This window comes from Cryobacterium sp. TMT1-3 (assembly GCF_004402315.1).
In the GTDB taxonomy this organism is placed as follows: domain Bacteria; phylum Actinomycetota; class Actinomycetes; order Actinomycetales; family Microbacteriaceae; genus Cryobacterium; species Cryobacterium luteum.
This window is the reverse complement of the sequence record NZ_SOFW01000034.1, coordinates 35,258-61,811: the sequence shown is the minus strand read 5'-3', so window position 1 is coordinate 61,811 and position 26,554 is coordinate 35,258. Positions and strand designations below refer to the sequence as shown.

The following is a 26,554-nucleotide window of genomic DNA, read 5'->3' as shown; positions in this document are numbered from 1 at the left end:
GACCCTCTGACAGGGCAGCTAGGCTCGGAGGGTTATGACGCGAATTATTTCCGGGTTTGCCGGCTCCTTGACTTTGACGGTCCCCAAGTCCGGTACCCGGCCGACCAGCGACCGGGTGCGGGAGGCGATCTTCTCGGCCCTCGACTCGCGCGACGCGCTGCACAGTATGCGCGTGCTGGACCTGTACGCGGGATCGGGCGCGCTGGGGCTCGAGGCAGCAAGCCGCGGGGCGCGCGTGGTGACTCTGGTCGAAAACAGTTACGGCGCAGCAGCGATGTGCCGCAAGAACGGCGAGGCCGTGCAGCGGTCAGCGCCGAAGGGCACCGAGCTAAAGATCGCGGTGTCATCACAGGCGGTGCAGTCGTTTCTGGCAGCGACCAAAGACGGCTTCGACGTTGTGTTCATCGATCCGCCCTACGATCTGACGGAGGTGGAGTTGGGCCACAATCTGAGGGCGCTGGCTCCGCTGCTGGCCGACGACGCGCTCGTGGTGCTGGAGCGCAGCTCGCGCTCGCCCGAACCGGACTGGGGCGACGGCCTGGTGCTGGAGCGCCGCAAGGATTACGGCGACACGACCGTCTGGTACGCCGCGCCTCCCGAACAGAACTAGCCCGCCGCGCCGTCCCAGCCGCGATACGGGTCCCAGCCGCCCTGGTCGTGCGCAGCACCGTCCACGGTGATCGTACCGACGGTTGAAGCGGATGCCGCCGCGACCGTTCCGAGGCGGCGAAAGCCGGGCGGCAGAACGACGTCCGGCGGGAAGGTCGCCAGCAGTCCATGGTCTTCGCCGCCGCCGAGGGCGACCTCGAGGCGTTCGCCCAGGCACCCGGAGTCGAAGTCGATGCACACTCCGCTCGCGCGGGCGATCCGGCCGGCGTCGATCGCGAGTCCATCGGACACGTCGAGCATCGCGGTGGCACCGGCGAGGGCGGCAAGCGGACCGCTGGCAATCGGCGGTACCGGGGTGAGCTGGGCGGCCACCTCGGTCGGATGCGTGAGCTTGAGGGCGTTCGCCCGGTCACGGTCGGGCACTCCGAGGGCGTCAACGCCCCGATGAAACAGTAGTTCAAGGCCGATCCCGGCAGCTCCGAGCCGACCGGAGAGCGCCACGGTGTCGCCGGGGCGGGCGCCGGAGCGCAGAACGGGTGCCCGGCCCTCGAGGTCGCCGAAGGCCGTCACGGCGAGGGTGAGGGCGTCGGAGGCCGACAGGTCACCGCCGACCACGCCGCAGCCGGGCGCGAGGGCTTCGCAGCAGTCGCGCAGCCCGTCGGCGATGCCCTCGAGCACCGACACGGGAGTCGACGGCGGAGCGGCGATCGCAACGACGAGGGCGGTCGGGCGGGCGCCCATCGCGGCCACATCAGAGAGGTTGGTGGCGGCGGCTTTCCAGCCGAGATCGTGCGGCGTCGACCAGGCGAGGCGAAAATCCGGGCCCTGAATCATCATGTCGGTCGTCACCACGAAGCGGCCGTCGGGTGCGGAGATCACGGCCGCATCGTCACCCGGTCCGAGAAGCTGCGCCGATGCGGTCGGCAAGCGGGGAAAAATCCGCCCGAGTACGGCGGTCTCGCTCAGGTCGGCGAGGGTTTTTTCGGCTGCGGGCGGCAGCGGGGCGGGCGAGCGCGGGGCATCCGCTGCGGGGGTCATGTAAGAAACGGTAGCCTGAATATGATGTCTCACCGATTCCTGCTCCTGCGCTCCGCTCCCCTTCGATCCGTCGCCGTCGTCACGGTGCTCGCGAGTTCGCTGCTGCTCGTCGGCTGCGCCACCGCAGTGCCGCTGACCCCGGCCGCCGATGCCACCAGTGTGGCCTGCGCCGATGTGGTCGTGCACCTGCCGTCCACCGTCGCCGACCAGCCGGCGCGTGAAACGAACGCGCAGGCCACGGGCGCCTGGGGCGACCCCGCTGCCGTTCTGCTGCACTGCGGCGTGACGGTACCGGTGCCCACAACACTGCCGTGTCTGAACATCAACGGTATCGACTGGATCGAAGACGACTCAGCCGCGCCGACCTACCGTTACACGACCTATGGGCGCGACCCGGCCATCGAGATCGTGATCGATTCCGAAGCGGTGAGCGGTTCGACCGCCCTGATCGACGTCGCCAATGCGGTCGGCTACGTGCCGGCGACCGGTGCCTGCGTCGGCGCCGAAGACGTGCAGCTGCCCACCGACGGAGCCTCGACATCCCCCTAGGGCCGTCGCGCGAGACCGCCCCGGGCTCGCGGCACGAGTTGAGGAGGTTGGCACTCGTTCAAACCAGTGCCAGGCACACCAACACGTGCCGCGAGCTTCTGTCGCGGCTCAGGAACCGTGGCGAGCGTGGGCCATGGCCACCGCAATGAGCTCGTCGATCAGCTCGGGGTAGGTATAGCCGCTCGCCAGCCAGCAGCTCGGGAACATGGAGATGCTCGTGAAGCCGGGCATGGTGTTGATCTCGTTGATCACCCAGCCGGCCTGAGTGAGAAAGAAGTCGACTCTGGCCAGTCCGGCGCCGCCGATCGCCTCGAACGCGGCGATGGCGAGCCGCTGCGCCTCAGCCAGTTCAGCCGCCGTCAGGGGTGCCGGGCAGACCAAGTCAACGCCAGGTGCGTCAAGGTACTTCGCCGCGAAATCGTAGAAGTCGCGGCCGGTCACGACGACTTCGCCGGCCACGGAAGCGCGGGTCGGCTCTCCCGGACGGCCCTGCAGCACGGCGATCTCGAGTTCCCGACCGACCAGCCCTGATTCGATAAGTACCTTGGAGTCTTCGGCGAGGCCGACCGTCATGGCCTCGCTGAGCTGTTCCGGCGCCCCGACCTTGCTGACGCCCACGCTCGACCCGGCGCGCGCCGGCTTCACGAAGGCGGGCAGGCCGAGCTGTTCCAGGGCGGCGTAGCCCATTCCAGGAGTCTCCGCCCAGTCATCCGCGGTGAGAGTGCGCCACGGTGCCACGGGCAGGGCCGCCTGCTGAAAGACGGTCTTGGCGAAGTGTTTGTCCATTCCTAAAGCGGATGCAAGCACCCCCGATCCTACGTACGGCAGGCCGAGCAGGTCGAGCATTCCCTGGATGGTACCGTCCTCACCGAACGGTCCATGCAAAATGGGGAATATAAGGTCGACAGTGCCCAACGAGCGCTCGCCCGACGCATCGACGACGGTCAGTTCCCGGCTCGACGCGCTCTGCGGCCAGCGCACCCGCGTACCGTTGTCGGCGACGACGGGCAGTGACTGCGCATCGAGAATGAATTTACCCGGGTCGTTGTCTTCGAGCACGAACGAACCGTCGCGGGTGATTCCGACCGGGATGATCGTGTACCGCTCAGGGTCGAGGGCTGCCAGCACTCCGCCCGCCGTGGCGCAGCTGATCGAGTGTTCGCTGGAACGCCCCCCAAAGAGAAGCACCACCGTGAGCTTGTGCATCGTCAAGTGTCCTTTCGCCCTGCGGTTCGCCGGAGTCTGTTGTGAGGTGCGGCGCAATGTCGCGGGGGTTGAGGGTGCCGTCGAGCACCTGGCGCACCTGTTCGACGATCGGCATCTCCACGCCCTTGGCGCGGGCCAGTTCGAGAACGGGCTTCACCGAGGCGAGGCCTTCGGTGGTCTGCTGCATCTGCTTGACGACATCGTTGATGCTGTAGCCCTGGCCGAGCAGCCGCCCGGCCGTGTTGTTCCGCGACAGCGGCGACTGGCAGGTGGCGATGAGGTCGCCGAGACCGGCCAAGCCGGCCAGGGTTTCGGCCTGGGCACCGTAGGCGACCGCGAAGTCGGTCATTTCAACCAGGCCGCGGGTGATGATCGAGGCCTTGGTGTTTTCGCCGTAGCCAACCCCATCGACGATGCCGATCGCGACGGCGATGAGGTTTTTCAGCACACCGCCGAACTCGGTGCCGATGACGTCGGTGTTGATGTATGACCGAAAGTAGCGGTTGGTGGCCAGTTTGGCCACCGCCTGCGCGGTTTCGAGGCTCGATGACGAGACGACGGCGCCGGTCGGCTGCTCCTTGGCGATTTCCAGCGCCAGGTTGGGGCCGCTGATTGCGGCGATCCGGGCGGGGTCGATGCGGAGCACCTCTTCGATGACGCTGCTCATGCGCATGCCGGTCGAGCGTTCGACGCCCTTCATGAGCGAGATGAGGATCGCGTTCTCGGCCAGGTACGGTTCGACATGCTTGAGGTTCTCGCGGAGCGACTGGCTGGGCACCGACACGAACACCATTTCGGCGCCAGCCAGGGCCAGATCGAGCCGGCTCGTGGCGCGCAGTCCGATGGGCAGGTTCACGCCGGGCAGGTAGTCGCTGTTGCGGCGTGCTTCGGAGATTTCGCGCGCCAATTCGGGGCGGCGAGCCCACAGAACAACGTCGGCACCGCCATCCGTCAAAATTTTTGCGAAGGTCGTTCCCCAACTTCCCGCCCCTAGGACGGCCACCCGAGTGCCTGGTTGAATCTTGGGCTGCTGCGGGTTTCTAGGCTTCAAAACGGCCGGTCTCTTTCTGGTTGTGCTCCGACGGGTTCCAACGTTTGGTCGGGGCTTTCTCACCGCGCAGGTCTTCGAGCAGTGCCGTGATGGCCACCATCACGACGGCGGTGGCCTCGTTGAGCGTGGCGGTGTCGAGGCTGCGGCCCCGAAACTGGGCGAGGTCGAGGGGGTCGCCGATTTTGACCCTGATCGTCTTGCGGGGGAACAGGCTGATCTTCTTGGAATACCGGGGCATCAGCTGCTGGGTGCCCCAGTGGGCGGCCGGCACGATCGGAATCCCCTGCTCGAGCGCGATGCGCACCGCGCCGGTTTTGCCGCGCATCGGCCACAGGTCAGGATCGCGGGTGAGTGAGCCCTCCGGGTAGACGACCACGATCTGGCCCTTCTCGACCAGTCGTTGGGCGGCCTTGACCGGTTCGCTGCCACGCACGGAACCACCGCGCTGCACCGGAATCTGGCCCGAACGGCTCAGCACCCAGCCGATGACGGGAATCTTGAAAACGGATGCCTTCGCCAGAAATCGAGGAAGCCGCCCCAGCTTCCACGCCACGACGCCCATCACGACGGGGTCGATCTCGCTGTAGTGGTTCGGCGAGAACACGAACGCTCCACTGCGCGGAAACTTGTGGGCGTCGACGATCTCGTAGCGCGCGGCGAGGTTCATCACCGGCAGGATCAGCCCGGCAAGAATCCAGAACGCGCTCGGTCGGCTCTTCTCGGAACGGATTCGGTTCGGTGACTCGGGAGCTGCTGGCACGTCAATATTTTCAGGCACGCGCCTATTATCCTTCGAGATCGAAGTCCGCCCCCAAAAGCCGCAGCTTGCCGATGAAGTTCTCGTATCCGCGGCTGATGATTCCCACGTTGCTGACCGTCGAGGTGCCCTCGGCCGAGAGCGCGGCGATCAGGTGGCTAAAGCCGCCGCGCAGGTCGGGCACGACGATGTCGGCGCCGTGCAGCTTGGTCGGACCGGTGATGACGGCCGAGTGGTTGAAGTTGCGCTGCCCGAAGCGGCACGGGTGCCCGCCGAGGCACTCCTTGTGAATCTGAATGGTGGCGCCCATTTCGACGAGCGCGTCGACGAAACCGAACCGCTGTTCGTACACCGTCTCGTGCACGATCGAGGTGCCGTGCGCCTTCGTGAGGGCAATGACGAGCGGCTGCTGCCAGTCCGTCATGAACCCGGGGTGAACATCCGTTTCGATGATCACCGGCTTCAAATCGCCGCCGGGGTGATAGAACCGGATGCCGTCGTCACAGATGTCGAAAGCACCGCCGACTTTGCGGAACACGTTGAGGAAGGTGATCATCTCGGCCTGGCGGGCGCCGCCGACGAAGATGTCGCCGTCCGTCGCGAGGGCAGCGGCAGCCCAGCTCGCGGCCTCGTTGCGGTCGAACAATGCGCGGTGGTTGTAGCCGACCAGGCGTTCGACACCCTCGATTCGGATCACTCGGTCGGTATCGACCGTGATGATCGCGCCCATCTTCTGCAGGATGTTGATGAGATCCATGATCTCGGGCTCGATCGCCGCGCCCTTGAGTTCGGTGAGGCCGTCGGCCCGCACCGCGGTGAGCAGCACCTGCTCGGTCGCTCCCACGCTCGGGTAGGGCAGCTCGAGCTTGGCGCCCTTGAGACCGTTCGGCGCCGACATGCGGATGCCGTTGGGCTGCTTCTCGACGACGGCGCCGAATTTGCGCAGCACCTCGAGATGAAAGTCGATCGGGCGGTCGCCGATGCGGCAACCGCCCAGGTCGGGGATGAAGGCTTCGCCGAGCCGGTGCAGCAGCGGTCCGCAGAACAGGATCGGAATGCGGGACGAACCGGCGTGGGCGTCGATCGCGGCGAAGTGCGCGCTCTCCACGTCAACCGGGTCGAGAATGAGGTCGCCGGGTTCGGCGCCCTCGGTCACCTTGACGCCGTGCACCTCGAGCAGCCCCCGAACGATCCGAACATCGCTGATGTTCGGAACGTCCTTGAGCACGCTCGGGGTTTCTCCGAGCAGGGCGGCGACCATGGCTTTGGTGACGAGGTTCTTCGCCCCCTTCACCTCGATGCGGCCGACCAGCGGAATGCCGCCACGGATGGTGATTTTGTCGGCGGTGAGGCCAACGGATGCCCCGTGGTTCTGGGCACTCCCCCGCTCGTTCGCGTCGTCGTTGAGCCTGGCTTCGTTCAAAGTTTTTGCCTCTTGATCACGCCGGGCTTCGCTGAGAGTACTCACAAATTACCTGTCCTGGTGCAAATTGATGCAATACAAATTAGTGCAAATTAGTACATTGATTCCGGGGATCGCGCGGGAAGGGTCTGGGGCAACCACGACTCTCGCGTCGCTTCGAATTCGTTGATGCGCGCTTCGTCACGCAACGTCAGCCCGATGTCATCCAGACCTTCGAGCAGCCGCCATCTAGTGTAATCATCGATCTCGAAATTCACGGTTAGATCGCCGACACGCACGGTTTTACCCACCAGATCCACGGTCAGCTCGATGCCGGGGTCGGCTTCTACGAGGTTCCACAGGGTTTCGGCATCCGCTTCGCTGATCTGCCCGGCGAGCAGCCCCTGCTTGCCGGAGTTGCCGCGAAAGATGTCGCCAAAACGAGGGCTGAGTACCACGTCGAACCCGTAGTCGCGCAGGGCCCAGACCGCGTGTTCGCGCGAGGAACCGATGCCGAAGTCGGCCCCGGCGATGAGCACGCGAGCGCCCTGGTATTCCTTCTTATTGATGACGAAATCGGGGTCCTGACGCCAGGCCGCGAAGAGGGCGTCTTCGAAGCCCGTGCGCGTGACACGCTTGAGGTACACGGCGGGGATGATCTGGTCGGTGTCGACGTTGGAACGGCGCAGCGGTACCGCGACTCCGGTGACGGTCGTGAACTTCTGCATGCTACTGGTCTCCATCCTGAACGAGGTCCCACGGACTCGAAAGCGTGCCGCGAATGGCCGTGGCGGCCGCGACGAGCGGCGACACCAGGTGGGTGCGCCCACCCTTGCCCTGGCGTCCCTCGAAGTTGCGGTTGCTGGTGGACGCGCAGCGTTCGCCGGGTTCGAGCTGGTCGGGATTCATGCCGAGGCACATGGAACAGCCGGCAAAACGCCATTCGGCTCCGAAATCGAGGAAGATCTGGTCGAGGCCCTCGGCTTCGGCCTCGATGCGCACCCGGGCGGAGCCGGGAACGACCATCATGCGCAGTCCCGCGGCGATGGTCTTTCCCTTGATGATTTCGGCGGCCGCGCGCAGGTCCTCGACCCGGCTGTTGGTACAGGAACCAAGAAAAACGGTGTCGACCCGAATCTCCTTCATCGGGGTGCCAGCCTCAAGGTCCATGTATTCCAGCGCCCGTTCGGCCGCCGAGCGCTCGTTGGCATCGACGATATCGGCGGGGTTCGGCACGGATCCGCTGAGCGAGACGCCCTGCCCGGGATTGGTCCCCCAGGTGACGAACGGCTCGAGCTTGTTGGCGTCGATGATGACCTCGGCGTCGTAGCTGGCACCCTCATCGGTGGCCAGGGTCTGCCAGTACGCGACGGCGGCGTCCCAGTCGGCACCGCGCGGTGCGTGGGCGCGACCCTCGAGGTAGTCGTAAGTGGTCTGGTCCGGCGCGACCATACCGGCGCGGGCGCCAGCCTCGATCGACATGTTGCAGATGGTCATGCGCCCCTCCATGGAGAGGGCACGGATGGCCTCACCACGGTATTCGAGCACGTAACCCGCTCCCCCGCCGGTGCCGATCCTGGCGATCACGGCGAGGATGATGTCCTTCGCGGTGACCCCGGTACGCAGCGTGCCGTTGACCGTGATGGCCATGGTCTTGAACGGGTTCAGCGGCAGCGTCTGCGTGGCCATCACGTGCTCGACCTCGCTCGTGCCGATGCCGAGCGCCATCGCCCCGAACGCGCCGTGCGTGGAGGTGTGCGAGTCACCGCAGACCACGGTGATGCCGGGCTGGGTCAGGCCGAGCTGCGGGCCGACCACGTGAACGATGCCCTGCTCGATGTCGCCGAGCGAGTGCAGCCGCACGCCGTACTCGGCGCAGTTGCGTCGCAGAGTCTCGATCTGGGTGCGGCTGGTCAGATCGGCGATCGGCTTGTCGATGTCCAGCGTCGGCGTGTTGTGGTCTTCGGTCGCAATGGTCAGATCGGGCCGGCGCAGCGTGCGTTCGGCCAGACGCAGCCCATCGAACGCCTGCGGGCTGGTGACCTCGTGCAGCAGATGGAGGTCGATGTAGATCAGGTCGGGCGTGCCGTCTTCACCTTTGGTGACGAGGTGCTTGTCCCAAACTTTCTCGGCGAGCGTGCGCAGGCCGATGCCGGAACTCCGTTGCGAAGTGGGTATTACGTTGGTCATTTTGAGCGTCTTCCTCACGAATCGATGGCAGCCACGCCGAACGCCGCGACGAGGGAGGCCTCAGGACAGGGACTCGTCGCGGCACAGAAGAAGTCGGTTGAGCACCACGAATTCAGGGTAACACCTCGCCTCGCACCCTGCCTCGCACACGGTCCGGCGAACAGATCAGCCGAACGCCGACTCCACGTAGATGACGCTCACGTTGTCGCGCCCGCCGTGTTCGATGGCTTCATCGACGAGTTGGTCAGCGATACTGCGTTCGTCGCCCTCCGAACGGATGTCCGTGGCCAGAACGCGCGCAATCGCCACGTCGTCGAGTTCCTTGGTCAGCCCGTCGGAGCACATCAGAAATGACTGCTCATTGTGGGCGGGCAGCAGCCAGACGTCGGCGTCAACGAACTCGTCGGCGCCGATGGCCCGGGTGATGACGTTACGCTCCGGGTGTTTTTCGGCATCTTCCATTGAGATCAGGCCGGCGTCCACCATCTCCTGCACCGCGGAATGGTCGACCGAGAGCTGCGTCAGAACGCCGTCGGTCCAGGTATAGACGCGGGAATCACCCACGTTGAAAACCATCCAGTGGTACCCGACATCATCGCCCGCGTCGACGAAGGCGATACCAGCCAGGGTCGTTCCCGACACGGCGGTGCCGAAGTCGTCGGCAGCGCTGAGATCGCGCACGGCATCGTTCGACGAATGGATGGCGTCGAGGATGCGTTCCGGCGTCGACGGCAGGTCGCGCGCGATGTGTTCGTCGAACACGCGCAGCACCGTCTGGCTGGCGACGTCCCCCTGAGCGTGACCGCCCATGCCGTCGGCCACGAGAAACACCGGGGATTGCGCGAGAATGCTGTCTTCGTTGACCTTGCGCACGCTGCCCACATCGCTGCGGGCACTGAAACAGAGGCGGGCGGTAGCGGCGGAGAGTTCAATCGTGCTCTGCTGGTTCAGAGTCATGAGAACCCCCCGTTCGCCGGCGCCCGGCCTCGATCAGTCATTCCTTGGCGTCGACCGAAATCTTCTCGGCCAGAGTGACCCCGCTCTTCTTGGCATCATGACGGGCTTTGATCAGGCTCGCCACGGTGGCCACGGCCATGCTACCGATGATTACGCCGAGCGAGGTCCAGGTGCCGATCTCCGGCGCCCATTCCACGCCGTTGCCGCCGTTGATGAACGGCAGTTCGTTTTCGTGCATCGCGTGCAGCACGAGCTTCACGCCGATGAAGCCGAGAATGACGGCAATGCCGTACTTGAGGTATTCGAGGCGTTCCAGCAGGCCACCGAGCAGAAAGTACAGCTGACGCAGGCCCATGAGGGCGAAGATATTGGCGGTGAACACGATGAACGGGCTCTGCGTGATGCCGAAGATCGCGGGGATCGAGTCGAGCGCGAAAATGAGGTCGGTGGTGCCGATCGCGATGAACACGATAAGCATCGGGGTGAAGACTTTCTTGCCGTCGATCTGGGTTCGCACCTTGGAACCGTCAAATTCCGAGGAGATCCGAATGCGGCGGCGCAGCAGACGAATAACCGCGTTCTCCTTGTCTTCGGTTTCTTCCTCCGACGAAAAGGCCTGTTTGACGGCGGTGTAGAACAGGAACGCGCCGAAGATGTAGAAGATCCAGCTGTAGCTTTCGATCAGCTGAGCGCCGAGCAGGATGAAGATTCCGCGCAGCAGGAGGGCGATGATGATGCCCACCATCAGTACCTCTTGCTGGTATTTTCGCGGCACCGAGAACCGGGCCATGATGATCACGAAGACGAACAGGTTATCGATCGAGAGGCTGTACTCGGTGAGCCAGCCGGCCAGGAATTGCCCGGCATGTTCGGCGTCGCCGAGCACGAGCATCAGTAGAGCGAAGATCAAGGCGAGGCCCACATAGAAGGCCACCCAGAGTCCGGCTTCGCGCATGCTCGGAACGTGCGGCCGCTTGTAGACGATGAGCAGGTCGGCGACCAGAATCAGGGTCAGAACGACGAGGGATCCAACTTCGAACCAGAGGGGGAGAGCGAGTTCCACGGGGGCCTTTCAAGTGATGACGGGAGTCGGGTGGTACAGAACCCGAAAGTCTCTCCCGCACCAAAATGGCCCTATTGGAACCAATCGATACCACCGCGACCGGGGCCCCGTCAGTGCGGCCCGTATTGACGATCGCGATATAGAACCCGATCGGGCCCAGAGGGATACTCCCCTTCGCTTGCAGAATTCTACCAGTGTGATGGACCCGCGCGTGCCCGCGCGAAGGCGCCAGGCTCGGCCGCCACCTATAGTTGAGGGCTATGACTACGCACCGGTTTCGATGACGGCCGCCGACAACCCGCAGGAATACATCGACTGGTCGAACGAGGGGCAGCCGGCCACCGCGTCCTGGCGATCTGCGAACGGAGCACCAGCCCCCAAGCGGGTCGTGCCGGTTGACGACACCATCACAGCGGATGCCGCCTACCGGCTGGCCTCGCAGGGTATCGCGATGCTCTGGCACGGCGACTTTCAGAATGCCCGCCAAATTCTGACCGCCCTCGAGCACCGCACGCGGCCCAAACCGGATCGGACCGAGCGAACGACCGCCGAGCTGTTCTACCGGTATCGGCAGAACCGTTCGCACCGTGCGCGCATCCTCGGTCATCTGCTCATTCCGCTTGAGGGGGGCAATATCATCGGGCTGCGGCGGGCGCCCGACGTGGTCTCTGCCACGGTCGACGCCTATGGGAGCATCACCGAGGCATCCGTTGTGTCGCTGCACGAGGTGCTCGGTACGATCGGCGCCCACCAGTGGCGCACTAAGGGCATTCCTGTTGCAGCGTTGAACGCCAGCGTCTATCCGCATTACGGCACGTTCTTTCCGGTGCGCAGCGAGTACGTCGGCCTGGTGGCGAGCGCTCCGCTGGCAGCTCCGAAAGTGGCCTTCGACATCGGCACCGGCACCGGGGTGCTCGCGGCGGTGCTGGCGACTCGGGGCGTACCGAGGGTGGTCGCGACGGATATCGAGCCGCGCGCGGTGGCATCCGCTCGAGAAACAGTGTCGCGCCTGAAGCTCACCGAGCGGGTAGAGGTGCACCTGACCAGCCTGTTTCCCGACGGTCGCGCCGATCTGATCGTGTGCAACCCGCCGTGGATCCCGGCGACGGCGCATTCCCTGCTCGACGCGGCCGTCTACGACCCCGGCTCCCGCATGCTCAAGGGTTTTCTGGCCGGGGTGCTCGGCCATCTAGAGCCCCGGGGCGAGGTGTGGCTCGTGCTCTCCGATTTTGCCGAGCTGGTCGGGCTGCGTTCCCGCGACGACCTGCTGAAGGAGATCGATGCGGCGGGGCTGCGGGTGATCGGTGCGCTCGAAGCGCCCGCCGTACACGCCCGCGCGACGGACACGAGCGACCCTCTTCACGCGATACGCCGGAACGAGGTCACCTCATTGTGGCGTCTGACCGCGCGTGAGCCGACGACTTAAACAAAGAAGCCCGGCGCTTTCGACCTGAAAGCAACCGGGCAATTGTGACCCCAGCGGGATTCGAACCCGCGTTACCGCCGTGAGAGGGCGATGTCCTAGGCCGCTAAACGATGGGGCCGTTTTTGCAACTTACCGAGTATGCCACACACCGGAGCGCACTTCCAAACTGAGCGTTTGCGGCGCGTCGCACCGGGTGGGTGCGTCCCCGTTCGGTGCCGACCCAAACCCCGAGTAGAAAGCGGACGCTGTTGCGCCACGGCTCGAATCGGGGTTAGCTCAGGGCATGAAACTGACCAAGCTGGAGCATGCCGCGCTGATTCTGGAGCTTTCGGGCAAGAAGCTCTACATCGATCCCGGCTCGTTCACCACCGCGCTCACCGGCACCGCGGGCGCCGTCGCCGTGGTCATCACCCACGAGCACGCCGACCATTGGACTCCCGAACAGCTGGGGCGCATCGTTGAAATGAACTCGGACCTGCGCATCTTCGCGCCGGCCGGTGTCGCTCGGGCGATAGCCGCGACCGACGCCGCGCTTGACGTCACGACGGTGCAGGCCGGCGATGTTATCGACGTCGACCCGTTCACCCTGCGTTTCTTCGGGGCGACCCACGCCGTCATCCACGAATCGATCCCGATCATCGACAACGTCGGGGTGCTTGTCAACGACGAGCTGTACTACGCCGGTGACGCCTTCACCGTTCCCGAGGGGATGCAGGTGGGGACGCTCGCCGTGCCGGCCGCCGCGCCCTGGATGAAAATCAGTGAGGCCATGGATTTCATTCTGGCCCTCAAACCGAAGCGCAGCTTTCCCACCCACGAGATGCTGCTCTCCCGGGCGGGAAAAGAGCTGTCCAACGCGCGATTCCAGAGCGTCACCGAACGGGGCGGCGGCGTGTTCTTCGCGCTCGAGCCCGGTGACAGTCTCGACCTGTAAGCCGTGCGGCGCGGCATCCATTCGGAACACGGCTCTTCCTCAGGCAATTTGCAGCAACTGCAACTTAGAGTGCAGTTACTGCAAATGTGGCCCGTGCGGGTCGCCAGAACCGAGGGAAACCGATGGACTCCGAGTGGGTAATTGATGCGCAAGGCTTGGAGAAATCCTACGGTTCGGGGGCGAGCCGTTTCGACGCGCTGAAGGGTGTGTCCGTTCAAATAGCGCCCGGTGAAACGGTGGCGATCATCGGCAAGAGCGGGTCGGGCAAGTCGACCCTCATGCACCTGCTCGCCCTGCTCGACGAACCCGATCGGGGAACACTTCAGGTCGCCGGCAAGAACGCCAAGTCGCTGTCAAAGCGCGCGGTCAACGAACTGCGCAACAAGGAGTTCGGCTTCGTCTTTCAGCAGTTCTTTCTCACCCCCAACGTGAGCGTGCTCGACAACGTCATCCTGCCGCTGAAGATCGCCGGCATGGGCGGCAAGGAGCGACGCCGCCGCGGCATGGAGGTTCTCGAACAGCTCGAGCTGGCCGACAAGGCCGGCAGCAAGGCCACGACCCTCTCGGGCGGGCAGAAGCAGCGCGTCGTCATCGGTCGCGCCCTGGTCAATGCGCCGCGCGTGATCTTCGCCGACGAACCCACCGGCAACCTCGACACCGCCACCGGAGCCGTGGTCGAAGACATCCTGTTCAACCTCAACCGCAGTCAGGGCATCACGCTCGTTATCGTCACCCACGACGAGGAACTCGCCGCCCGCTGCGATCGCCAGATCTACATTCGCGACGGACTTGTCGTGTCCCACACCACGTCGACCCACACGGGTGCCCACGCACTGATCATCGGAGGCGCAGCATGAGAACCAAAGACCTCGTCGTCACCGCGATCTCCAACACCTTTCGCAGCAAGCTGCGCACGACCCTGACCGTGCTGGCCATTTTCGTGGGCGCGTTCACCCTCACCCTGACCAACGCGGTCGGCGCCGGCGTCAGCCAGTACGTCGATGCCCAGGTGGGCGCCCTCGGCTCCCCCGACGTGTTCATCATCACGCAGGCGAGCGATGCCACCGCCGCCGGCGACGGCCCGGTCGAGTACGACGCGGCCAGTTCGGCATCCGTGTCGAGCCAGCAAGGCCCGCCCGGGACCACGACCAAGGCGCTGACGGATGCCGACCTCCAGGCGATCGGCGACACCGCCGGCATCGAGTCGGTCGATCCGATCCGATCCGTGCAGCCCGACTACATCGAATACGAGTCCGGCACTCCCTACGAGTTCAGCATCAACGCCACCTCGGCCGTGACCACGGCCGACCTCACGGCGGGCGCGCAGCTCGACGGCGGCGCCACTGAGGCTCAGCTCGTGCTGCCGGACGCCTTCGTGACCCCGCTCGGGTTCGCCTCCGCGGACGACGCGGTGGGGGCATCCGTTTCTATCGGCATCACCGACATTCTCGGCGCGAAGCACGTGGTTAATGCGACCGTCGTCGGCGTCTCGCTCGAGAGCCTGCTCGCTGCGGGCGCCGGGGCCAACGACGCGCTGATTGCCGAGTTGGCCGATGCTCAGTCCGGTGGCATCGACACCGCCGTCACGAGCTACGGTGTGGCCGTGGCGCACTTCGACACCGCGTTGTCGACGGATGCCGTGACCGCCCTCAAGGCGGATCTCGCCACCGCGGGCTACACCGCGAGCACGATCGAAGACCAGCTCGGCGCCGTGCAGACGGTGATCAACGGCATCGTCGGCGTGCTCAACGCCTTCGCGGTGATTGCCCTGATCGCCGCCGCATTCGGTATCATCAACACCCTGCTGATGAGCGTGCAGGAACGTACCCGCGAGATCGGCCTGATGAAGGCGATGGGGATGAGCGGCGGCAAGGTGTACACCCTGTTCAGCCTCGAAGCCATCGTCATCGGCTTCCTCGGCAGCGCCATCGGAGCCGGTGTGGCCATCGGGCTCGGCTCGGCGTTGAGTGCTGTGTTGTCGCAGGGCCTGCTGTCCGGGCTGCCGGGGTTGAACATCCTTCTGTTCGAGCCGCTGTCGGTGGCCTTCGTGATCGGGCTGGTGATGCTGATCGCGTTCCTCTCCGGCACGCTGCCGGCCCAGCGGGCGGCCAGGCAGAACCCGATCGAGTCGCTGCGGTACGAGTAGCGTCATGAACCAGGATGAGGCCTTGGCCGACACCCCGCCGCCCGGCGCGACCGTGCGCGCGCAGACTCGTCACGACAAGCATCACGCGACGAGCCTGCGCGTGGAGCGGAGTGCGGTCAGCCTCGTTCTGGAACACGGTTTCGACAGCGTCACCGTGGATATGATCTGCAGCCAGAGCGGCATCTCGCAGCGCACCTTCTTCAACTATTTCAAGACCAAGAAGGCCGCCATCATCGGCGCCGAGCCGCCCACGATCGATGAGGGGCGAGCGCGAGAGTTCATCGCAGCCCCCGGCGACGACCTGCTGCCCGACGTGCTCACCCTGATGAGCGCGATCGGTCCGCGCGAGGGCATGGACGAGCAGCTGTTCACCGACCGACTGCGCATTTTCGGATTGCACCCCGAGCTCATGCAGGAGCAGATGGAGCGGATGACCAGGGTCACCTCCGAAATCACCGAACTGGTCTACCTGCGCCTCGGTCGCGGTGCCACCGTTGACGGCGAGAACGACCCCGAGCTGGCTTTTCGGCACGGGCAGGCCGAACTGCTCACGCACGCGATGCTGGGAGTCGTGCGTTTCATGGCCCTACAGTGGATTCCCGATTTCGAGCGCCCGGCCGGCGCCGCTGGCAGGACCGACCGGGCGGCGGCGCCGACCCTGGCCGAGTCGCTGAGCCGAACGGTCGAGCTGTTGCGTCGCACACTGAGCATTCCCGGACTTTAGCCGCTCTCGATATCCGCGTCATGCGGCAACCATTTTTGAAGGGCAGCCCGCAATTTGCCGAGGTACAGCGGACGCATGAGGCACTCGTTCATGCCGACCATGCGGGTGTGGTCGGCATCACCACGCACCGCGCTGGCCGTCATGGCCAGAATCGGGATGTGCGCGGCTTGGTGATGTAGGCATCGCACCCGGCTTGGCGCGCTCGCTCCTGATCGCGAGTCATGGCCATCGCGGTCAGGGCGATCACCGGGATCTCCCGGGTGATTGGGTCGTTCCTCAACTGCGCGGTCGCGGCGAAACCGTCCATCCCCGGCAGTTGGATATCCATCAGAATCAGATCCGGCAGTTCGACCTGCGCGAGCAACAATCCGCTTTCGGCATCAACGGCTTGCAGTGTGGAATGCCCGGCCCGGCGCACGAGCAGGGTGGCGAGTTTCATGTTGACGGGGTTGTCTTCAATAATCAGAATTCTGGCCACGATGCATCACCCGCCCAGATCCGGCCCCGAGTTCAGTGCGCGGTTGACCTCGTCGATGAACGCTCTTCGATTGAAATTCTTCGTGCCGAGCACGCGCACGGGCTGGGTGGGATCACTGTCGACGGCCGCCAGTTCCTGCCGGGTGAGTTGCTTGCCAGTAACCACGAGCACGGGAATGTGTTCGGTTTCCGGGTCACTCTGCAACGCCAGCACAACCTGGTACCCGCTGAACCCTTCCATCATGAGATTGAGCAGCACGAGGTCAGGGTGCAGCCGCTGTGCCATCTCGATCGCGTCGTTCTTGGTGAAGGCACGTTCTACCGCATACTCCGGCCGGGTTAGAAAACGTGCGATTACATCAACCGTCTCGGGGTCGTCGTCGGCGACCAACACTCGTCGGGTGCGTCGGGCGTCTGGACTGAGACCGAGCACATCCAGCGACTGTTGCAGGGCTGCCCGGCTGATCGGCTTTTCCAGCACGGCCGCCGCACCGTGGGTCAATGCCAGGCTCACATCGGTGTCCCCCGCGATGATAACGATCGGGACCGCCGCGAGATCCGAGAACTCGTGCAACCGAAGCAGAAATCCCCAACCGTCCATCCCCGGCAAGCGGATGTCCAGGGTGATGAGACTGAGATGTTGGTGCGGGGCGAGGGCGAGACCCTCTTCTCCGCTGGGCGCGACGATGACGCGAAACCCCTCGGCTTCGAGCAGGAGCCGCAGAACTTCAGCGCTCTTGGCGTCGTCTTCGATGACGAGTGCCACGTGTTTCTCCGAGCGTGCCTCATATCCCTGCTGCGGCTGGGACTTCACCGCGGTGGCGAGCGACTCGGTGACCGGCTGGCCGGCCCCGAGCGAAAATACCTCGGCGCCGGGCGCGGTCGAATTTGGTTCCGTTTTTTTCTGAGCTACCGGCGCCGCTGCCGTGGCGGACGGGTGAAACGGATGCGGCTTCGGCCGGTTGGCAGCGGACGCCTGCGTCTCGATCGCGGCGGCCGCATCGCGATTCGTCTCCGACTTCTCCGAGCCCGGTGCTGACCAGACCGGTGCGCTCTGGTCGGTGCCGCCGAGTGGGAGCCACACAGCAAAACTTGCGCCCTCGCCCTCAGCACTGGCGACGGCAACCGTTCCTCCCTGGATTCCCACCATTTCCTTTACGGTTGCCAGACCCAGGCCGGTACCCTCGAAGCGGCGAGCCAGCGTGCTGTCGATCTGACTGAAGGCGAGGAACAGTTTCGACATGTTCTCGGACGAGATGCCCATCCCGGTGTCGTCGACACGAATTTCGAGAAAGTCTGCGATGGTACTGGCCGGCAGTGGAAAATCGTGTACCGGCCAGACACCGGCAATTTTTCCCACTGCGCTGCGCGGCACACGCTTGGCGATCAGGGTGACCTGTCCCTGGTCGGGAGTGAACTTGACCGCGTTGGACAACAGGTTGTAGATGATCTGTTTGGTTTTTCGCCGGTCGAGCAGCGGCACCCCGAGGTTGTCGGCACCCTCGAAACGAAGCTGAATTCCATGGGCCGCAGCACCATCGCGCACGATCGAGAGGCTCTGCTCGAGCAGCGAGCGCACATCTACGGCCTCCAACTCGATGTCCATCATTCCCGCCTCAACCTTGGACAAGTCGAGAATGTCGTTGATCAGTGCCAGCAGATGGTGCCCGCTGGTGAAGATGTCACCGATGTATTCGCGCTGGGAGTCGCTCATGTCACCAATGAGCCCGTCCTTGAGCGCCTCGGAGAACCCGATGATCGCGTTCAGGGGCGTGCGCAATTCGTGAGACATCGTCGCCAGAAACTCGGTCTTCATGCGGCTGGCGTGCTCCAGCTCGATGTTGCTCTCTTTGAGCGCACGCTCGAACCGTTTGCGTTCCGTGACGTCTCGCGCTGACGCGAATACTCCCTGAACGACGCGGTCGCGATCGTAGAACGTGGCGGCGTTGTAGGAGACGTCGGTCTCCTCGCCGTTGAGAGCGCGCACCGTGAGCTCGTAGTCGTTGACTCTGCTCTCGGTGAGTGCCCGTCGAATGGCCGCGTCGGCGCGGACCGGGTCGGTGAAGAAGTTGCGGCAGGGCGCGCCGATGAGTTCGTCCCGGGTTCGACCGGTGAGTTCGATCATCTGCTGGTTGACGTCGGAGATGATGCCCATGGTGTCGGTGGTCATCAGCGCATCGATATTCGACTCGATCAGCGAGCGAGTGTAGAACTGCTGATCACGCAACCGTTGGTCGAGAACCGACTGGGCTACCTCCACCTGTTTGCGCGACGTGTTGTCGGTGCCGATCAGCAGGTAGCCGATGATCGCCTCGTTCTGGTCCCGCAGGGCGGTGACCGAGACGATGGCCGGAAACCGACTACCGTCCTTGCGAATCTTGGTGAGTTCGTAGATATCCTCGATGCCGCGACTGGCCTTGAAAACGAGGGCTTCAAAACCGGGCTTGATCATGGTCCCGAACTCCAGACTCAGCTGGGCAGCCCGCAGCACGATCTCTTCCGAATCGTGGATCTCGGCCGGCGTGATCTTGTTCACCACCTCCTCCGCTGTGTAGCCGAGCATCCGCTGCGCGCCCACATTGAAAATCTGGATGACACCCTGGGCGTCGGTGGCAATACTCGAGAAATTCGCGCTGTTGAAGATCGCGTCCTGCAAACTCACCGTCTGCTGCAGCAGGTTTTGGGCCCGAATCGCCTCCTCCTCGATCTCGCTGTCTGCACCGGACGGGCTCTCGACCGTCACACTTCCTTTAGCGGTGGTGTGCTGCCGGGCAGGACTTCTTGGGATGTCGGTCATGGTCATCACGCCTTTCGTGATCTATCGAGTGCGTTGTGAGCGTGAGGTACAGAGAACGCGTCACGATAAGGCAGAAGAGGCACGCGGTCGGCAACTTCGCCTCGCTGGATTGCCGCGAGTCGACCGGGGGAATTTCCCTCACTTAAATCTATATCACGAATGCGGTCGAATCACCCCTATTTGGGGGTCGTCAAGATCGAAGCTCCGGGGGCGTTTCCTTCCACGATGGTGACATCCGAAACGGCGGTGTCGACGAGGCTGTCGGTTGCCACCAAATGTCGTTCTGTGCGCTGAGAAGGTAAGCGTCACCCAGGGTGGATCGCAAGAAACGCCAGCGTTCGGTGCCGGAGCAGTGCGGCCGCAGCAGCGTCGTACGACGGCAGCGAGCTGTCGGCGAAATAGTGTGGGTCACCGGGATAGAGAAAAAGTTCAGCCGTCGTCGTCGATTCGACGAGCGCGCGGGCGGCATCGAGGTCACCCTCACCGGCAAAGATTGGGTCGGCGTCCATGCCGTGCACCTGCATGGGAACACCATCCGGCCAGGCAGAGCCGAACTCGGAGACCGGGACGCAGGAGTAAAACAGTCGGGCACCTTGTGCGCCGGCTCGAGCCTGCGCGAGCTTTTGTGCGGGGAGTACACCGAGGGAGAAACCCGCGTAGACCAGTTCCGCCCTAGGGAAAGGTCGAAGGTCGAAGGTCGAAGGTCGAACTAGTGTGAAAGGTCACACCGGGAGGTATTCATGGCCGAGCTCCAGCCCATCCAGCCGTGCCTATGGTTCGAAGCCTCCGCTCGCGAGGCGATGCAGGTTCAGACCGCTGCGAGACCGTTCGGGCCCGAGCACCCCGAGCCGTGCGGGCCCCGGCACCGGGCGTCATTGCGTGCTCGCAGTGCTCTGCACAGCCCGCCCCACGGTATAGGGCTCCAGATTACGGAATTGGAATTGCAGTCGAACCGAGCCGTCGAGCGGCAGCACGAGAGTCGTATTGTGGTTATCCCAGGCGTTGGGGATGAGAAACATACGATCATCACCGACGATGAGCAGTCGCAGCCCCCAATAGCGGAAGCGAAAGGTCTCGTCGGCCAATGCGGGCAGCGCGGTTTCGCTCACCCGCGCCTCGTCCGGGAGGAAGAGCCGCTGCTCGGTGTCGACAATGACGCTGGGAAGGTTGTCGGGGGCCCGCGCCTGCTGCTGGGCGAGACCCAGGCCCGACCACTGTGCGACGGTGGCTGTCGCCCAGAACACGCAGGCGGCGACCGCAGCCCAGAGCAGCACGACGACGCCCGTCGGCGGGCGGTGACCCCCACCGGTTTCGCGGGCCAGGAATCGCACCGTCCCCACGCAGTATGCGGCGATCGCACCGCCCAGGGCCACGATGAGCGGGGTGACGAGCGGGTAGTAGTCCCATTCAGCCAGGAGCGGATAGGCGAAGAGCAAGATGAGACCCACCGCCAGGATGCCCAGGCCGACGACAACCCCGCGTCTCACCGCAACCGCGAAGCCGGATCGGCTCGAGCGGCGACGAATCTGAGCGTGCCAGGCGATCAGGGCTGCACCGACGAGCGCGAACACGAGGAGCGGAACCAGGAGAGGCTGCGGACTGCGCATCACGTAGTCCTGGGTGTTCAGGCCGATGACGTCGACATCGATGCCGAAGTAGTCGTACTGGGCCCGGGATGAGACATAACCGAAATAGAAGAGCAGGGCGCCGAGAAGTGTCGCCGGAGCGATGATGCTGCCGAGCACGTTCAGCCCGCGTTCGAACCGTGCAGCGTTCTCTCTCTCCCCCGGTTCGGACATCAGGCCGGTCCGCTCGTCGTCACTCCCAAGCCCTCATCCGCGGGCGGTGTATCGGAGGGGGTGTTCGCGGGAGGCGTGTCGAGGGGGATGCTGAGATTGCTTTCAGTGAATACTGCAGACAGGAATTTTGCGCAGTCCAGTGACTCACCGTCGCTGCAGGTGACCTCACCGGTGAGGCTCACGTTCAGCGGCGCATCGGGTGGACTGGGCTGATTGCCGGTCGGCACGATCGCCAGATCACAGGTCTGGTCGGCGATGTCGAAGACGAACTCGATGCACGGCGGGTTCTCGCCGCTGCACCCCGAATCGGCGAGCGCGTAGACGTCGTCCGTGAACCTGGCACCGCTGATCCAGATCTGCACATTCTCCGGTATTTTGGCATTGTCTTGTTCGACGATCCAGTTCACCGTCACGCAGTTGTCGGCGAGGGTATTTTCGTCGAAACTCACGTTGCCGCCGATCGGGAGCTGCGGGAGATCGACCGATATTGCGCCTCCGCCGGTGTCGGGAGGCGGCGCAGGCAGCGACGTGCTCGGCCCCGAGGAGCTGGGGGCGTTCGGGGGCGTCTCAGGCTGCGGGGGCTCTGCGACGGCACAACCCGCCAGGGCAGCCCCACGAGAGTGATCTCGACGAGAACAACGCCGATGACTGCAAGTCCTCGCCGTGCGTGCATGACAACCTCCCGGTGGAGGGTGACGACGAAGCGATGCGAATGTCGGTCGCGTTCGCTCCGGAACGCCACTGATGCCTTGAGTATCCCGCGAGTCGGGCGTGCCGGCAATACTCTGACACTATTTGGCAGACCGCAGCGTTGGTCGATAACGAGCGCCGAGTTTGCCCCGCGGAGTTCGCGCACCCCGGGTGGTCATCGCCGGCGCGAGTGCACAGCATGATGCCACAGGGTTCGATATCGCGAACCGGAATGAACTCGACATCCGCTCCCGCGTAGTACGACGCAATTGAAGTGACTGCAGTCTTCACTTTTAGCGGATCGAGGTGCCCCGTCTCTGCCCTGGACCGCGCCACGGCGGATCCGATCGGCAGGAGCGAGGCTTGCGCCTCGCAGCACGGGCTAACGAGCCACGCGGTGCCGGAGGTAGACGATTCCCGACTTGAAGGCACGGGTTTCGATGAGTTCGAGATCGACTCGGCGCTCGTGCCGGGGGAAGAACGGGATGCCGCCGCCGACCAGTACCGGGTAAACCATCACCTGGTATTCATCGATGAGACCCAGAGCGGATGCCTCGGCGGCGAGAGTCGCGCCGCCAATGGCGATGTTGCCTTCCCCCGGCTCGGCGCGCAACCGTTCGATCTCATCCGCGACGCCGCCGGTGGCCAGGCGGGCGTTGCCCTGCACAGCCGAGAGCGTGGTGGAGAACACCACCTTGGGGAGCGGATTCCAGAGCTCGGTCCACTCGAGGTCGGCAGCGTCGAGCGAGCTTTCCTGGTCAGCGCTCTCCCAGTACAGCATCGTCTCGTACAGCCGTCGACCCAACAGGTGAACGCCGACGGTTCGAATATCGTCGATCCAGAAACGAAAAACCTCGTCGTCGGGTGCCGTCCAGTCGAACGTGCCATCCGGCCCGACGATGTATCCGTCCAGGGACATGCCCATGGAATACGTCACCTTGCGCATCAGAAACCCTCCTTGGTATCGCGTTCGAGAATACGCCGGACGCCGCGGACTTTGGTGGAACTTGCAGCGGTCAGCGTTGCCGTGTGTCGCGATACTCGGCGACGCTGTAATCCTCCTTGAGGATCTGCAAGTGAATCCACGTCGAGATGCCAACGACCGTTGGCTCGCGTCGAAGTACCTCCACAAAGTCATTAGCGTCGCGTAAAGTAACGAAAACTGCCGTTGCGATGATGCCGAAATCACCCGTCGTCGTGGCAATGAATTCCACACCGAGTTTGCTCAATACTTCTACGCAGGGGCCGCTTACGCCCTTGTGTCGTACGCCCAGACCGAGTGCGATCGTGTGCGCACGGCCAAAATTCCGGTTCGGCACTGCAACCACTCGGATGATTTCGCCATCAATCAGCCGCGTCATTCGGTGACGTGCGGAGCTTTCAGGCAGACGCAGGGCCTCAGCGAGCACCCGAACGGGAGCTCGACCATCTAGTTCGAGCGCTTCGATCAGGCGCATATCAGTCTCGTCGAGAGAGAACTCATCCTCGGCCTGAAGTGTCGGTGCATAGATATTATGGACGATGCTGTCGTACCGATGCACCTGGATTGAAAGCACCTCATCGTGTTCTCGGATCGCAGCAAGCAACTCGACCAATTCCGCCTCGAAGCGACAGCGCATCTGAACGCACAGGCCCGCATCGCCTGTCGTTGTGGAAACATAGGTCGTCAACGACGACCCGACCATTTCTTCGTAGAGAGCACTAGCGTCACCACGAAGGACCACGTGCAGGTGGCCCTCGACGTGGAAACCGAACATGCGCGGATTTGCACTGGCCGTGAATCGTAGTTGACCGCTGTCAACCACAGATTTCACGATTTCAGAAACGTGATTTCGAGTGAGATCGAGTGCTTCTGCGATGGATGAGTATGAAGCGCGCCCATCCCGTCGCAGGTAGTCAATGACGTGATCTTCGTCAATTGAAAATCCGGATTTGTCCGACACTCGTCACCTCGTCTCAAGTTTACGTAAAGGGATTCACGCCAGACGCACTAACAAATCCGTCTTAAGGTATGCCTATTATGGGGAAATTGTACGTATTGGTTCCGATTTTGGCTATGCTTCATCATATTATCGGCCATATAAGTCCAATACTGACTATCTGGCATTCAGGTCCAGGAAACACCAACGATGGGGTTGGTCGTCGCTCAGTTCACTCGCTGCGCCTCGTGCCGCTCACTGAGGAGAACCGTGAAGGTCATTATTGTCGGCGCAGGCCTCGCGGGTTTGACGGCTGCTTGGAAGCTGCGTCAACTGGGTCATGAGCCCGTCGTTCTTGAGGCTCGCAGCAGAGTCGGTGGGCGTACGTGGTCAGAGAAACTCGGCAACGGTCAAGTCACTGAGCGCGGGGGTGAGTATATCTTTCCAACGGAGTTCGCCATTCGTGGATTGTCCGCAGAAGTCAAAGTCCCGATACTCACGCACAATGTTCGGTACGCACGACGAACGGTGAGTGGTTCGCATTTGAGCCCCAGCGAGCTGACCGAAGTTACTCTGCGCCTCACCAACACGCTCAAACAGATGCTTGCAGACGGCATGCATCGAGTCTCCGTGGACGCAGTTTTCCGGGCCACAATGGGGTCCAATTTTCATACCCACGCGGCGTATCGGCGAATGGCAACGTCGCTGGCCGGTGATCCTGACCTGATCAGCGCGGAAGCTGCCCTACTGCATGAGTCCTCCGCCGACGGCGGTTACGTCGAGGACGCTGGCAGATTCCTGTGGGGCAACCAGTCGCTTGCCAACGAGCTCGCCCGCATGCTTGGTGCGGCCATACGGCTGGAGTCCCCCATCACGGCGATCGAACAATCCCCAACGGGCGTTCAGGTGACCCTGCACGATGGAAGTTCGGTCGATGGGGACTCCGCAGTGCTTGCAGTGCCGCTACCAATTTTGCGTACTTTGCATCTTGGGTTCGAGCTCCCGGCCTCACAACGCGCTGCACTTGACCACCGCTCCATGGGCACGGCTGCAAAGCTCGGCGTTCCCCTGTCTCATGTTGATAGTGACGTTGCGCTCCAGAGCGCCCACCATGCCTGGTGGTCGTGGCGTTCTATGTCGATAGACGGCGAAAATCGTGTGCCGGCGCTCTCGTGCTTTGCGGGAGGAGGCGGTACCCTCGCCGCACTTGATACGGCGAACGGCCCCCAGCGCTGGGTCGCAGAACTGAAAAAAATGCGTCCCGAATTAGTCATTGACGGGGATGTCCTGCTCACTGACTGGACAAACGACGAGTGGACTCTGGGGTCATACTCGGCTCCGTCTCTCGATTGGACAGAAGAAGACACCTCCGCGTTCGACTCGGCGGCGGGGCTCGTCGCAATCGCGGGTGAGCATACTGGCCTGCAGCAGTCCCTGAATGGTGCCGTCGTGTCCGGCTATCGAGCAGCCAAAGCGATTTCCGATCGAGCTCACGAACGTCAAACTCAATAATGGGCCAGAGAGTGGAATCAACAGACGTAGTTGTCATCGGCGCCGGATTCGCCGGACTTGTTGCCGCACGAGAACTCGGCCGCGCCGGTCACCGAGTGATCGTGCTCGAGGCGCGCGATCGGGTCGGTGGGCGTACATGGACTCAGCATGCCCTCGGACATGAACTCGAATTTGGCGGCACGTGGGTGCACTGGGTGCAACCCCACGTGTGGGCGGAAATGACTCGATATGGCCGGAGAATCGTTCGCAGTCCGGTCGCAGAAAACGCATACTGGCTCGGTGCCGATGCCGCGTTGCGAAAGGGCACTCTTGAAGAGTTTATGGCTCTCATCCGCGACGGGCAGCAACAGATAGTTGCAGATGCGCTCACAGCGATTCCGCGTGCGGTGGACCCCACCGCTGGAGCAATCACCGAATGCGACGAACAATCATTGCAGCAGCGCCTGGACGAAATCGTCCTCGACGATGAGGCCCGCGCCGCGAACGAATCCGTGTGGGTAGGGCACGTAAATGCCCCACTGCGCGAGGTGGGTCTGGCCAGCGCTCTGCGCTGGGCGAGTGCGGCCGGTGGCCATTGGCCCCTCATGCATGACGCTTCAGCGACGTACCGCGTCGAGGGAGGCATGTCGTCCTTCACTGCGGCTATCGCCGCGGACGTCGCCGGAGAAATACGGCTCAACTCGACCGTCACGCACATCGAGCACGATGAGCATGGGGGTACCGTCACCCTCTCCGACGGTCGCCAGCTACGTGCGCAGCGCGTCATCCTGACCCTGCCCATCAATGCAATCGACGCGATTGCAGTAACACCCCCACTTCCGGCGGTGTGGAGGCGAGCCAACGACGAGCGCGTGGCATCTCAAGGAGTGAAGGTGTGGATGAGGGTGCGCGGTCGCGTGCCACGGTTTTTTGCTTACGCTTCGCAGCACCACCCGATCTCGGTGCTGAAAAGCGAATTTATCGAGGATGATCATTCGATACTGGTCGGCTTCGGCCCGGATCACACTGCCATAGACGTGAGCAGTATCGAACAGGTCCAGGCTGCTATTCGAGTATGGGGCGATGGCTTGGAAGTGACCGACGTTGCCGCGCATGACTGGATGAAGGATCCGTTGTCGCAAAATACCTGGATGATTCACCGTCCAGGACAACTGACGCGTGATCTATCACAGTTGCAAGTACCGGACGGCGTGCTCCACTTCGCCGGGTGTGACACAGCGGATCTTTGGGGCGGGTTCATTGATGGCGCCATCGAGAGCGGTCTTCGGGAGGCCCGGCTCGTTACGGCCCTGCTCACGCAGTGAAGCT

Annotated in this window: 26 protein-coding genes and 1 tRNA gene; 9 read left to right on the top strand and 18 right to left on the bottom strand. The window is 63.6% G+C overall.

Annotation, left to right across the window (positions count from 1 at the left end; genetic code table 11):
• Positions 1 to 34 precede the first annotated feature (34 nt).
• On the top strand, positions 35 to 610 hold the full coding sequence (rsmD, locus tag E3O25_RS11200; protein WP_134361167.1) for a 16S rRNA (guanine(966)-N(2))-methyltransferase RsmD: 576 nt from the start codon (positions 35 to 37) through the stop codon (positions 608 to 610).
• On the opposite strand, the gene thiL is transcribed toward rsmD, so the two are convergent.
• On the bottom strand, positions 607 to 1,647 hold the full coding sequence (gene thiL, locus E3O25_RS11195; RefSeq protein ID WP_092108977.1) for a thiamine-phosphate kinase: 1,041 nt from the start codon (positions 1,645 to 1,647) through the stop codon (positions 607 to 609). The genes rsmD and thiL overlap by 4 nt on opposite strands.
• Positions 1,648 to 1,671: 24 nt before the next feature.
• On the opposite strand from thiL, the gene E3O25_RS11190 reads away from it, so the two are divergent.
• A complete protein-coding gene (locus E3O25_RS11190) occupies positions 1,672 to 2,196 on the top strand; it encodes a DUF3515 family protein (RefSeq protein ID WP_134361166.1) in 525 nt (174 codons plus the stop codon).
• Positions 2,197 to 2,304: 108 nt separating this feature from the next.
• Here the strand turns inward: E3O25_RS11190 and E3O25_RS11185 are convergent, their stop codons facing one another.
• The 8 genes from E3O25_RS11185 to E3O25_RS11150 form a co-directional block, all read right to left on the bottom strand.
• The gene (locus E3O25_RS11185; RefSeq protein WP_134361165.1) at positions 2,305 to 3,402 is read right to left on the bottom strand and encodes a D-alanine--D-alanine ligase family protein; all 1,098 of its coding nucleotides are present in this window, start codon (positions 3,400 to 3,402) and stop codon (positions 2,305 to 2,307) included.
• The gene (locus E3O25_RS11180; RefSeq protein WP_092108982.1) at positions 3,302 to 4,405 is read right to left on the bottom strand and encodes an NAD(P)H-dependent glycerol-3-phosphate dehydrogenase; all 1,104 of its coding nucleotides are present in this window, start codon (positions 4,403 to 4,405) and stop codon (positions 3,302 to 3,304) included. Before E3O25_RS11180 ends, E3O25_RS11185 begins: the two co-directional genes overlap by 101 nt.
• Positions 4,406 to 4,442: 37 nt before the next feature.
• Entirely contained in the window at positions 4,443 to 5,183 is a 741-nt protein-coding gene (locus E3O25_RS11175) for a 1-acyl-sn-glycerol-3-phosphate acyltransferase (protein ID WP_241984037.1), read from the bottom strand.
• 55 nt (positions 5,184 to 5,238) lie between these two features.
• Complete coding sequence (murA, locus tag E3O25_RS11170; RefSeq protein WP_241984038.1) at positions 5,239 to 6,546, bottom strand: UDP-N-acetylglucosamine 1-carboxyvinyltransferase; 1,308 nt, start codon at positions 6,544 to 6,546, stop codon at positions 5,239 to 5,241.
• A 179-nt stretch (positions 6,547 to 6,725) separates the two neighbouring features.
• The gene (gene leuD / locus E3O25_RS11165; RefSeq protein ID WP_092108987.1) at positions 6,726 to 7,340 is read right to left on the bottom strand and encodes a 3-isopropylmalate dehydratase small subunit; all 615 of its coding nucleotides are present in this window, start codon (positions 7,338 to 7,340) and stop codon (positions 6,726 to 6,728) included.
• A 1-nt stretch (position 7,341) separates the two neighbouring features.
• Entirely contained in the window at positions 7,342 to 8,802 is a 1,461-nt protein-coding gene (gene leuC / locus E3O25_RS11160; RefSeq protein WP_174721734.1) for a 3-isopropylmalate dehydratase large subunit, read from the bottom strand.
• A gap of 165 nt (positions 8,803 to 8,967) precedes the next feature.
• Entirely contained in the window at positions 8,968 to 9,759 is a 792-nt protein-coding gene (locus tag E3O25_RS11155; RefSeq protein WP_134361164.1) for a PP2C family serine/threonine-protein phosphatase, read from the bottom strand.
• Positions 9,760 to 9,796: 37 nt separating this feature from the next.
• The gene (locus E3O25_RS11150) at positions 9,797 to 10,822 is read right to left on the bottom strand and encodes a TerC family protein (protein ID WP_092108995.1); all 1,026 of its coding nucleotides are present in this window, start codon (positions 10,820 to 10,822) and stop codon (positions 9,797 to 9,799) included.
• Positions 10,823 to 11,102: 280 nt separating this feature from the next.
• Between E3O25_RS11150 and E3O25_RS11145 the strand changes: the two genes are divergently transcribed.
• The gene (locus tag E3O25_RS11145; protein ID WP_134361163.1) at positions 11,103 to 12,248 is read left to right on the top strand and encodes a class I SAM-dependent methyltransferase; all 1,146 of its coding nucleotides are present in this window, start codon (positions 11,103 to 11,105) and stop codon (positions 12,246 to 12,248) included.
• A gap of 45 nt (positions 12,249 to 12,293) precedes the next feature.
• On the opposite strand, the gene E3O25_RS11140 is transcribed toward E3O25_RS11145, so the two are convergent.
• Positions 12,294 to 12,366 (bottom strand) — tRNA-Glu (locus E3O25_RS11140).
• A 165-nt stretch (positions 12,367 to 12,531) separates the two neighbouring features.
• Here E3O25_RS11140 and E3O25_RS11135 point away from each other — a divergent pair.
• From E3O25_RS11135 to E3O25_RS11120, 4 genes are all read left to right on the top strand, one after another.
• Positions 12,532 to 13,182, top strand: a complete 651-nt coding sequence (locus tag E3O25_RS11135) for an MBL fold metallo-hydrolase (RefSeq protein ID WP_134361162.1) — start codon at positions 12,532 to 12,534, stop codon at positions 13,180 to 13,182.
• Between the two features lie 122 nt (positions 13,183 to 13,304).
• The gene (locus E3O25_RS11130; RefSeq protein WP_134361161.1) at positions 13,305 to 14,039 is read left to right on the top strand and encodes an ABC transporter ATP-binding protein; all 735 of its coding nucleotides are present in this window, start codon (positions 13,305 to 13,307) and stop codon (positions 14,037 to 14,039) included.
• Entirely contained in the window at positions 14,036 to 15,328 is a 1,293-nt protein-coding gene (locus tag E3O25_RS11125; RefSeq protein WP_092109006.1) for an ABC transporter permease, read from the top strand. Before E3O25_RS11130 ends, E3O25_RS11125 begins: the two co-directional genes overlap by 4 nt.
• 4 nt (positions 15,329 to 15,332) lie before the next feature.
• The gene (locus E3O25_RS11120) at positions 15,333 to 16,052 is read left to right on the top strand and encodes a TetR/AcrR family transcriptional regulator (RefSeq protein ID WP_092109009.1); all 720 of its coding nucleotides are present in this window, start codon (positions 15,333 to 15,335) and stop codon (positions 16,050 to 16,052) included.
• On the opposite strand, the gene E3O25_RS17000 is transcribed toward E3O25_RS11120, so the two are convergent.
• The 8 genes from E3O25_RS17000 to E3O25_RS11085 form a co-directional block, all read right to left on the bottom strand.
• Entirely contained in the window at positions 16,049 to 16,195 is a 147-nt protein-coding gene (locus E3O25_RS17000; RefSeq protein WP_166787799.1) for a hypothetical protein, read from the bottom strand. The two genes, E3O25_RS11120 and E3O25_RS17000, sit on opposite strands and share 4 nt — an antisense overlap.
• Positions 16,192 to 16,530, bottom strand: a complete 339-nt coding sequence (locus E3O25_RS11115) for a response regulator (protein ID WP_092109012.1) — start codon at positions 16,528 to 16,530, stop codon at positions 16,192 to 16,194. Before E3O25_RS11115 ends, E3O25_RS17000 begins: the two co-directional genes overlap by 4 nt.
• A 6-nt stretch (positions 16,531 to 16,536) precedes the next feature.
• Positions 16,537 to 19,326, bottom strand: coding sequence for a response regulator (locus E3O25_RS11110; RefSeq protein WP_134361160.1), 2,790 nt, complete (start codon positions 19,324 to 19,326; stop codon positions 16,537 to 16,539).
• Between the two features lie 305 nt (positions 19,327 to 19,631).
• The gene (locus E3O25_RS11105) at positions 19,632 to 19,991 is read right to left on the bottom strand and encodes a dienelactone hydrolase family protein (RefSeq protein ID WP_134361159.1); all 360 of its coding nucleotides are present in this window, start codon (positions 19,989 to 19,991) and stop codon (positions 19,632 to 19,634) included.
• A 207-nt stretch (positions 19,992 to 20,198) separates the two neighbouring features.
• Positions 20,199 to 21,125, bottom strand: coding sequence for a hypothetical protein (locus E3O25_RS11100; RefSeq protein ID WP_134361158.1), 927 nt, complete (start codon positions 21,123 to 21,125; stop codon positions 20,199 to 20,201).
• Complete coding sequence (locus E3O25_RS11095; RefSeq protein WP_134361157.1) at positions 21,125 to 21,574, bottom strand: hypothetical protein; 450 nt, start codon at positions 21,572 to 21,574, stop codon at positions 21,125 to 21,127. Before E3O25_RS11095 ends, E3O25_RS11100 begins: the two co-directional genes overlap by 1 nt.
• A 623-nt stretch (positions 21,575 to 22,197) precedes the next feature.
• The gene (locus tag E3O25_RS11090) at positions 22,198 to 22,761 is read right to left on the bottom strand and encodes a dihydrofolate reductase family protein (RefSeq protein WP_092109026.1); all 564 of its coding nucleotides are present in this window, start codon (positions 22,759 to 22,761) and stop codon (positions 22,198 to 22,200) included.
• 70 nt (positions 22,762 to 22,831) lie between these two features.
• Complete coding sequence (locus E3O25_RS11085; protein WP_134361156.1) at positions 22,832 to 23,758, bottom strand: Lrp/AsnC family transcriptional regulator; 927 nt, start codon at positions 23,756 to 23,758, stop codon at positions 22,832 to 22,834.
• Positions 23,759 to 24,004: 246 nt separating this feature from the next.
• Between E3O25_RS11085 and E3O25_RS11080 the strand changes: the two genes are divergently transcribed.
• Positions 24,005 to 25,246 carry an NAD(P)/FAD-dependent oxidoreductase gene (locus tag E3O25_RS11080; protein WP_092109156.1) on the top strand — a complete coding sequence of 414 codons (1,242 nt, stop codon included), beginning with the start codon at positions 24,005 to 24,007 and terminating at the stop codon, positions 25,244 to 25,246.
• Positions 25,247 to 25,257: 11 nt separating this feature from the next.
• Complete coding sequence (locus tag E3O25_RS11075) at positions 25,258 to 26,550, top strand: NAD(P)/FAD-dependent oxidoreductase (RefSeq protein ID WP_241984031.1); 1,293 nt, start codon at positions 25,258 to 25,260, stop codon at positions 26,548 to 26,550.
• The last annotated feature ends 4 nt before the right edge of the window (positions 26,551 to 26,554 follow it).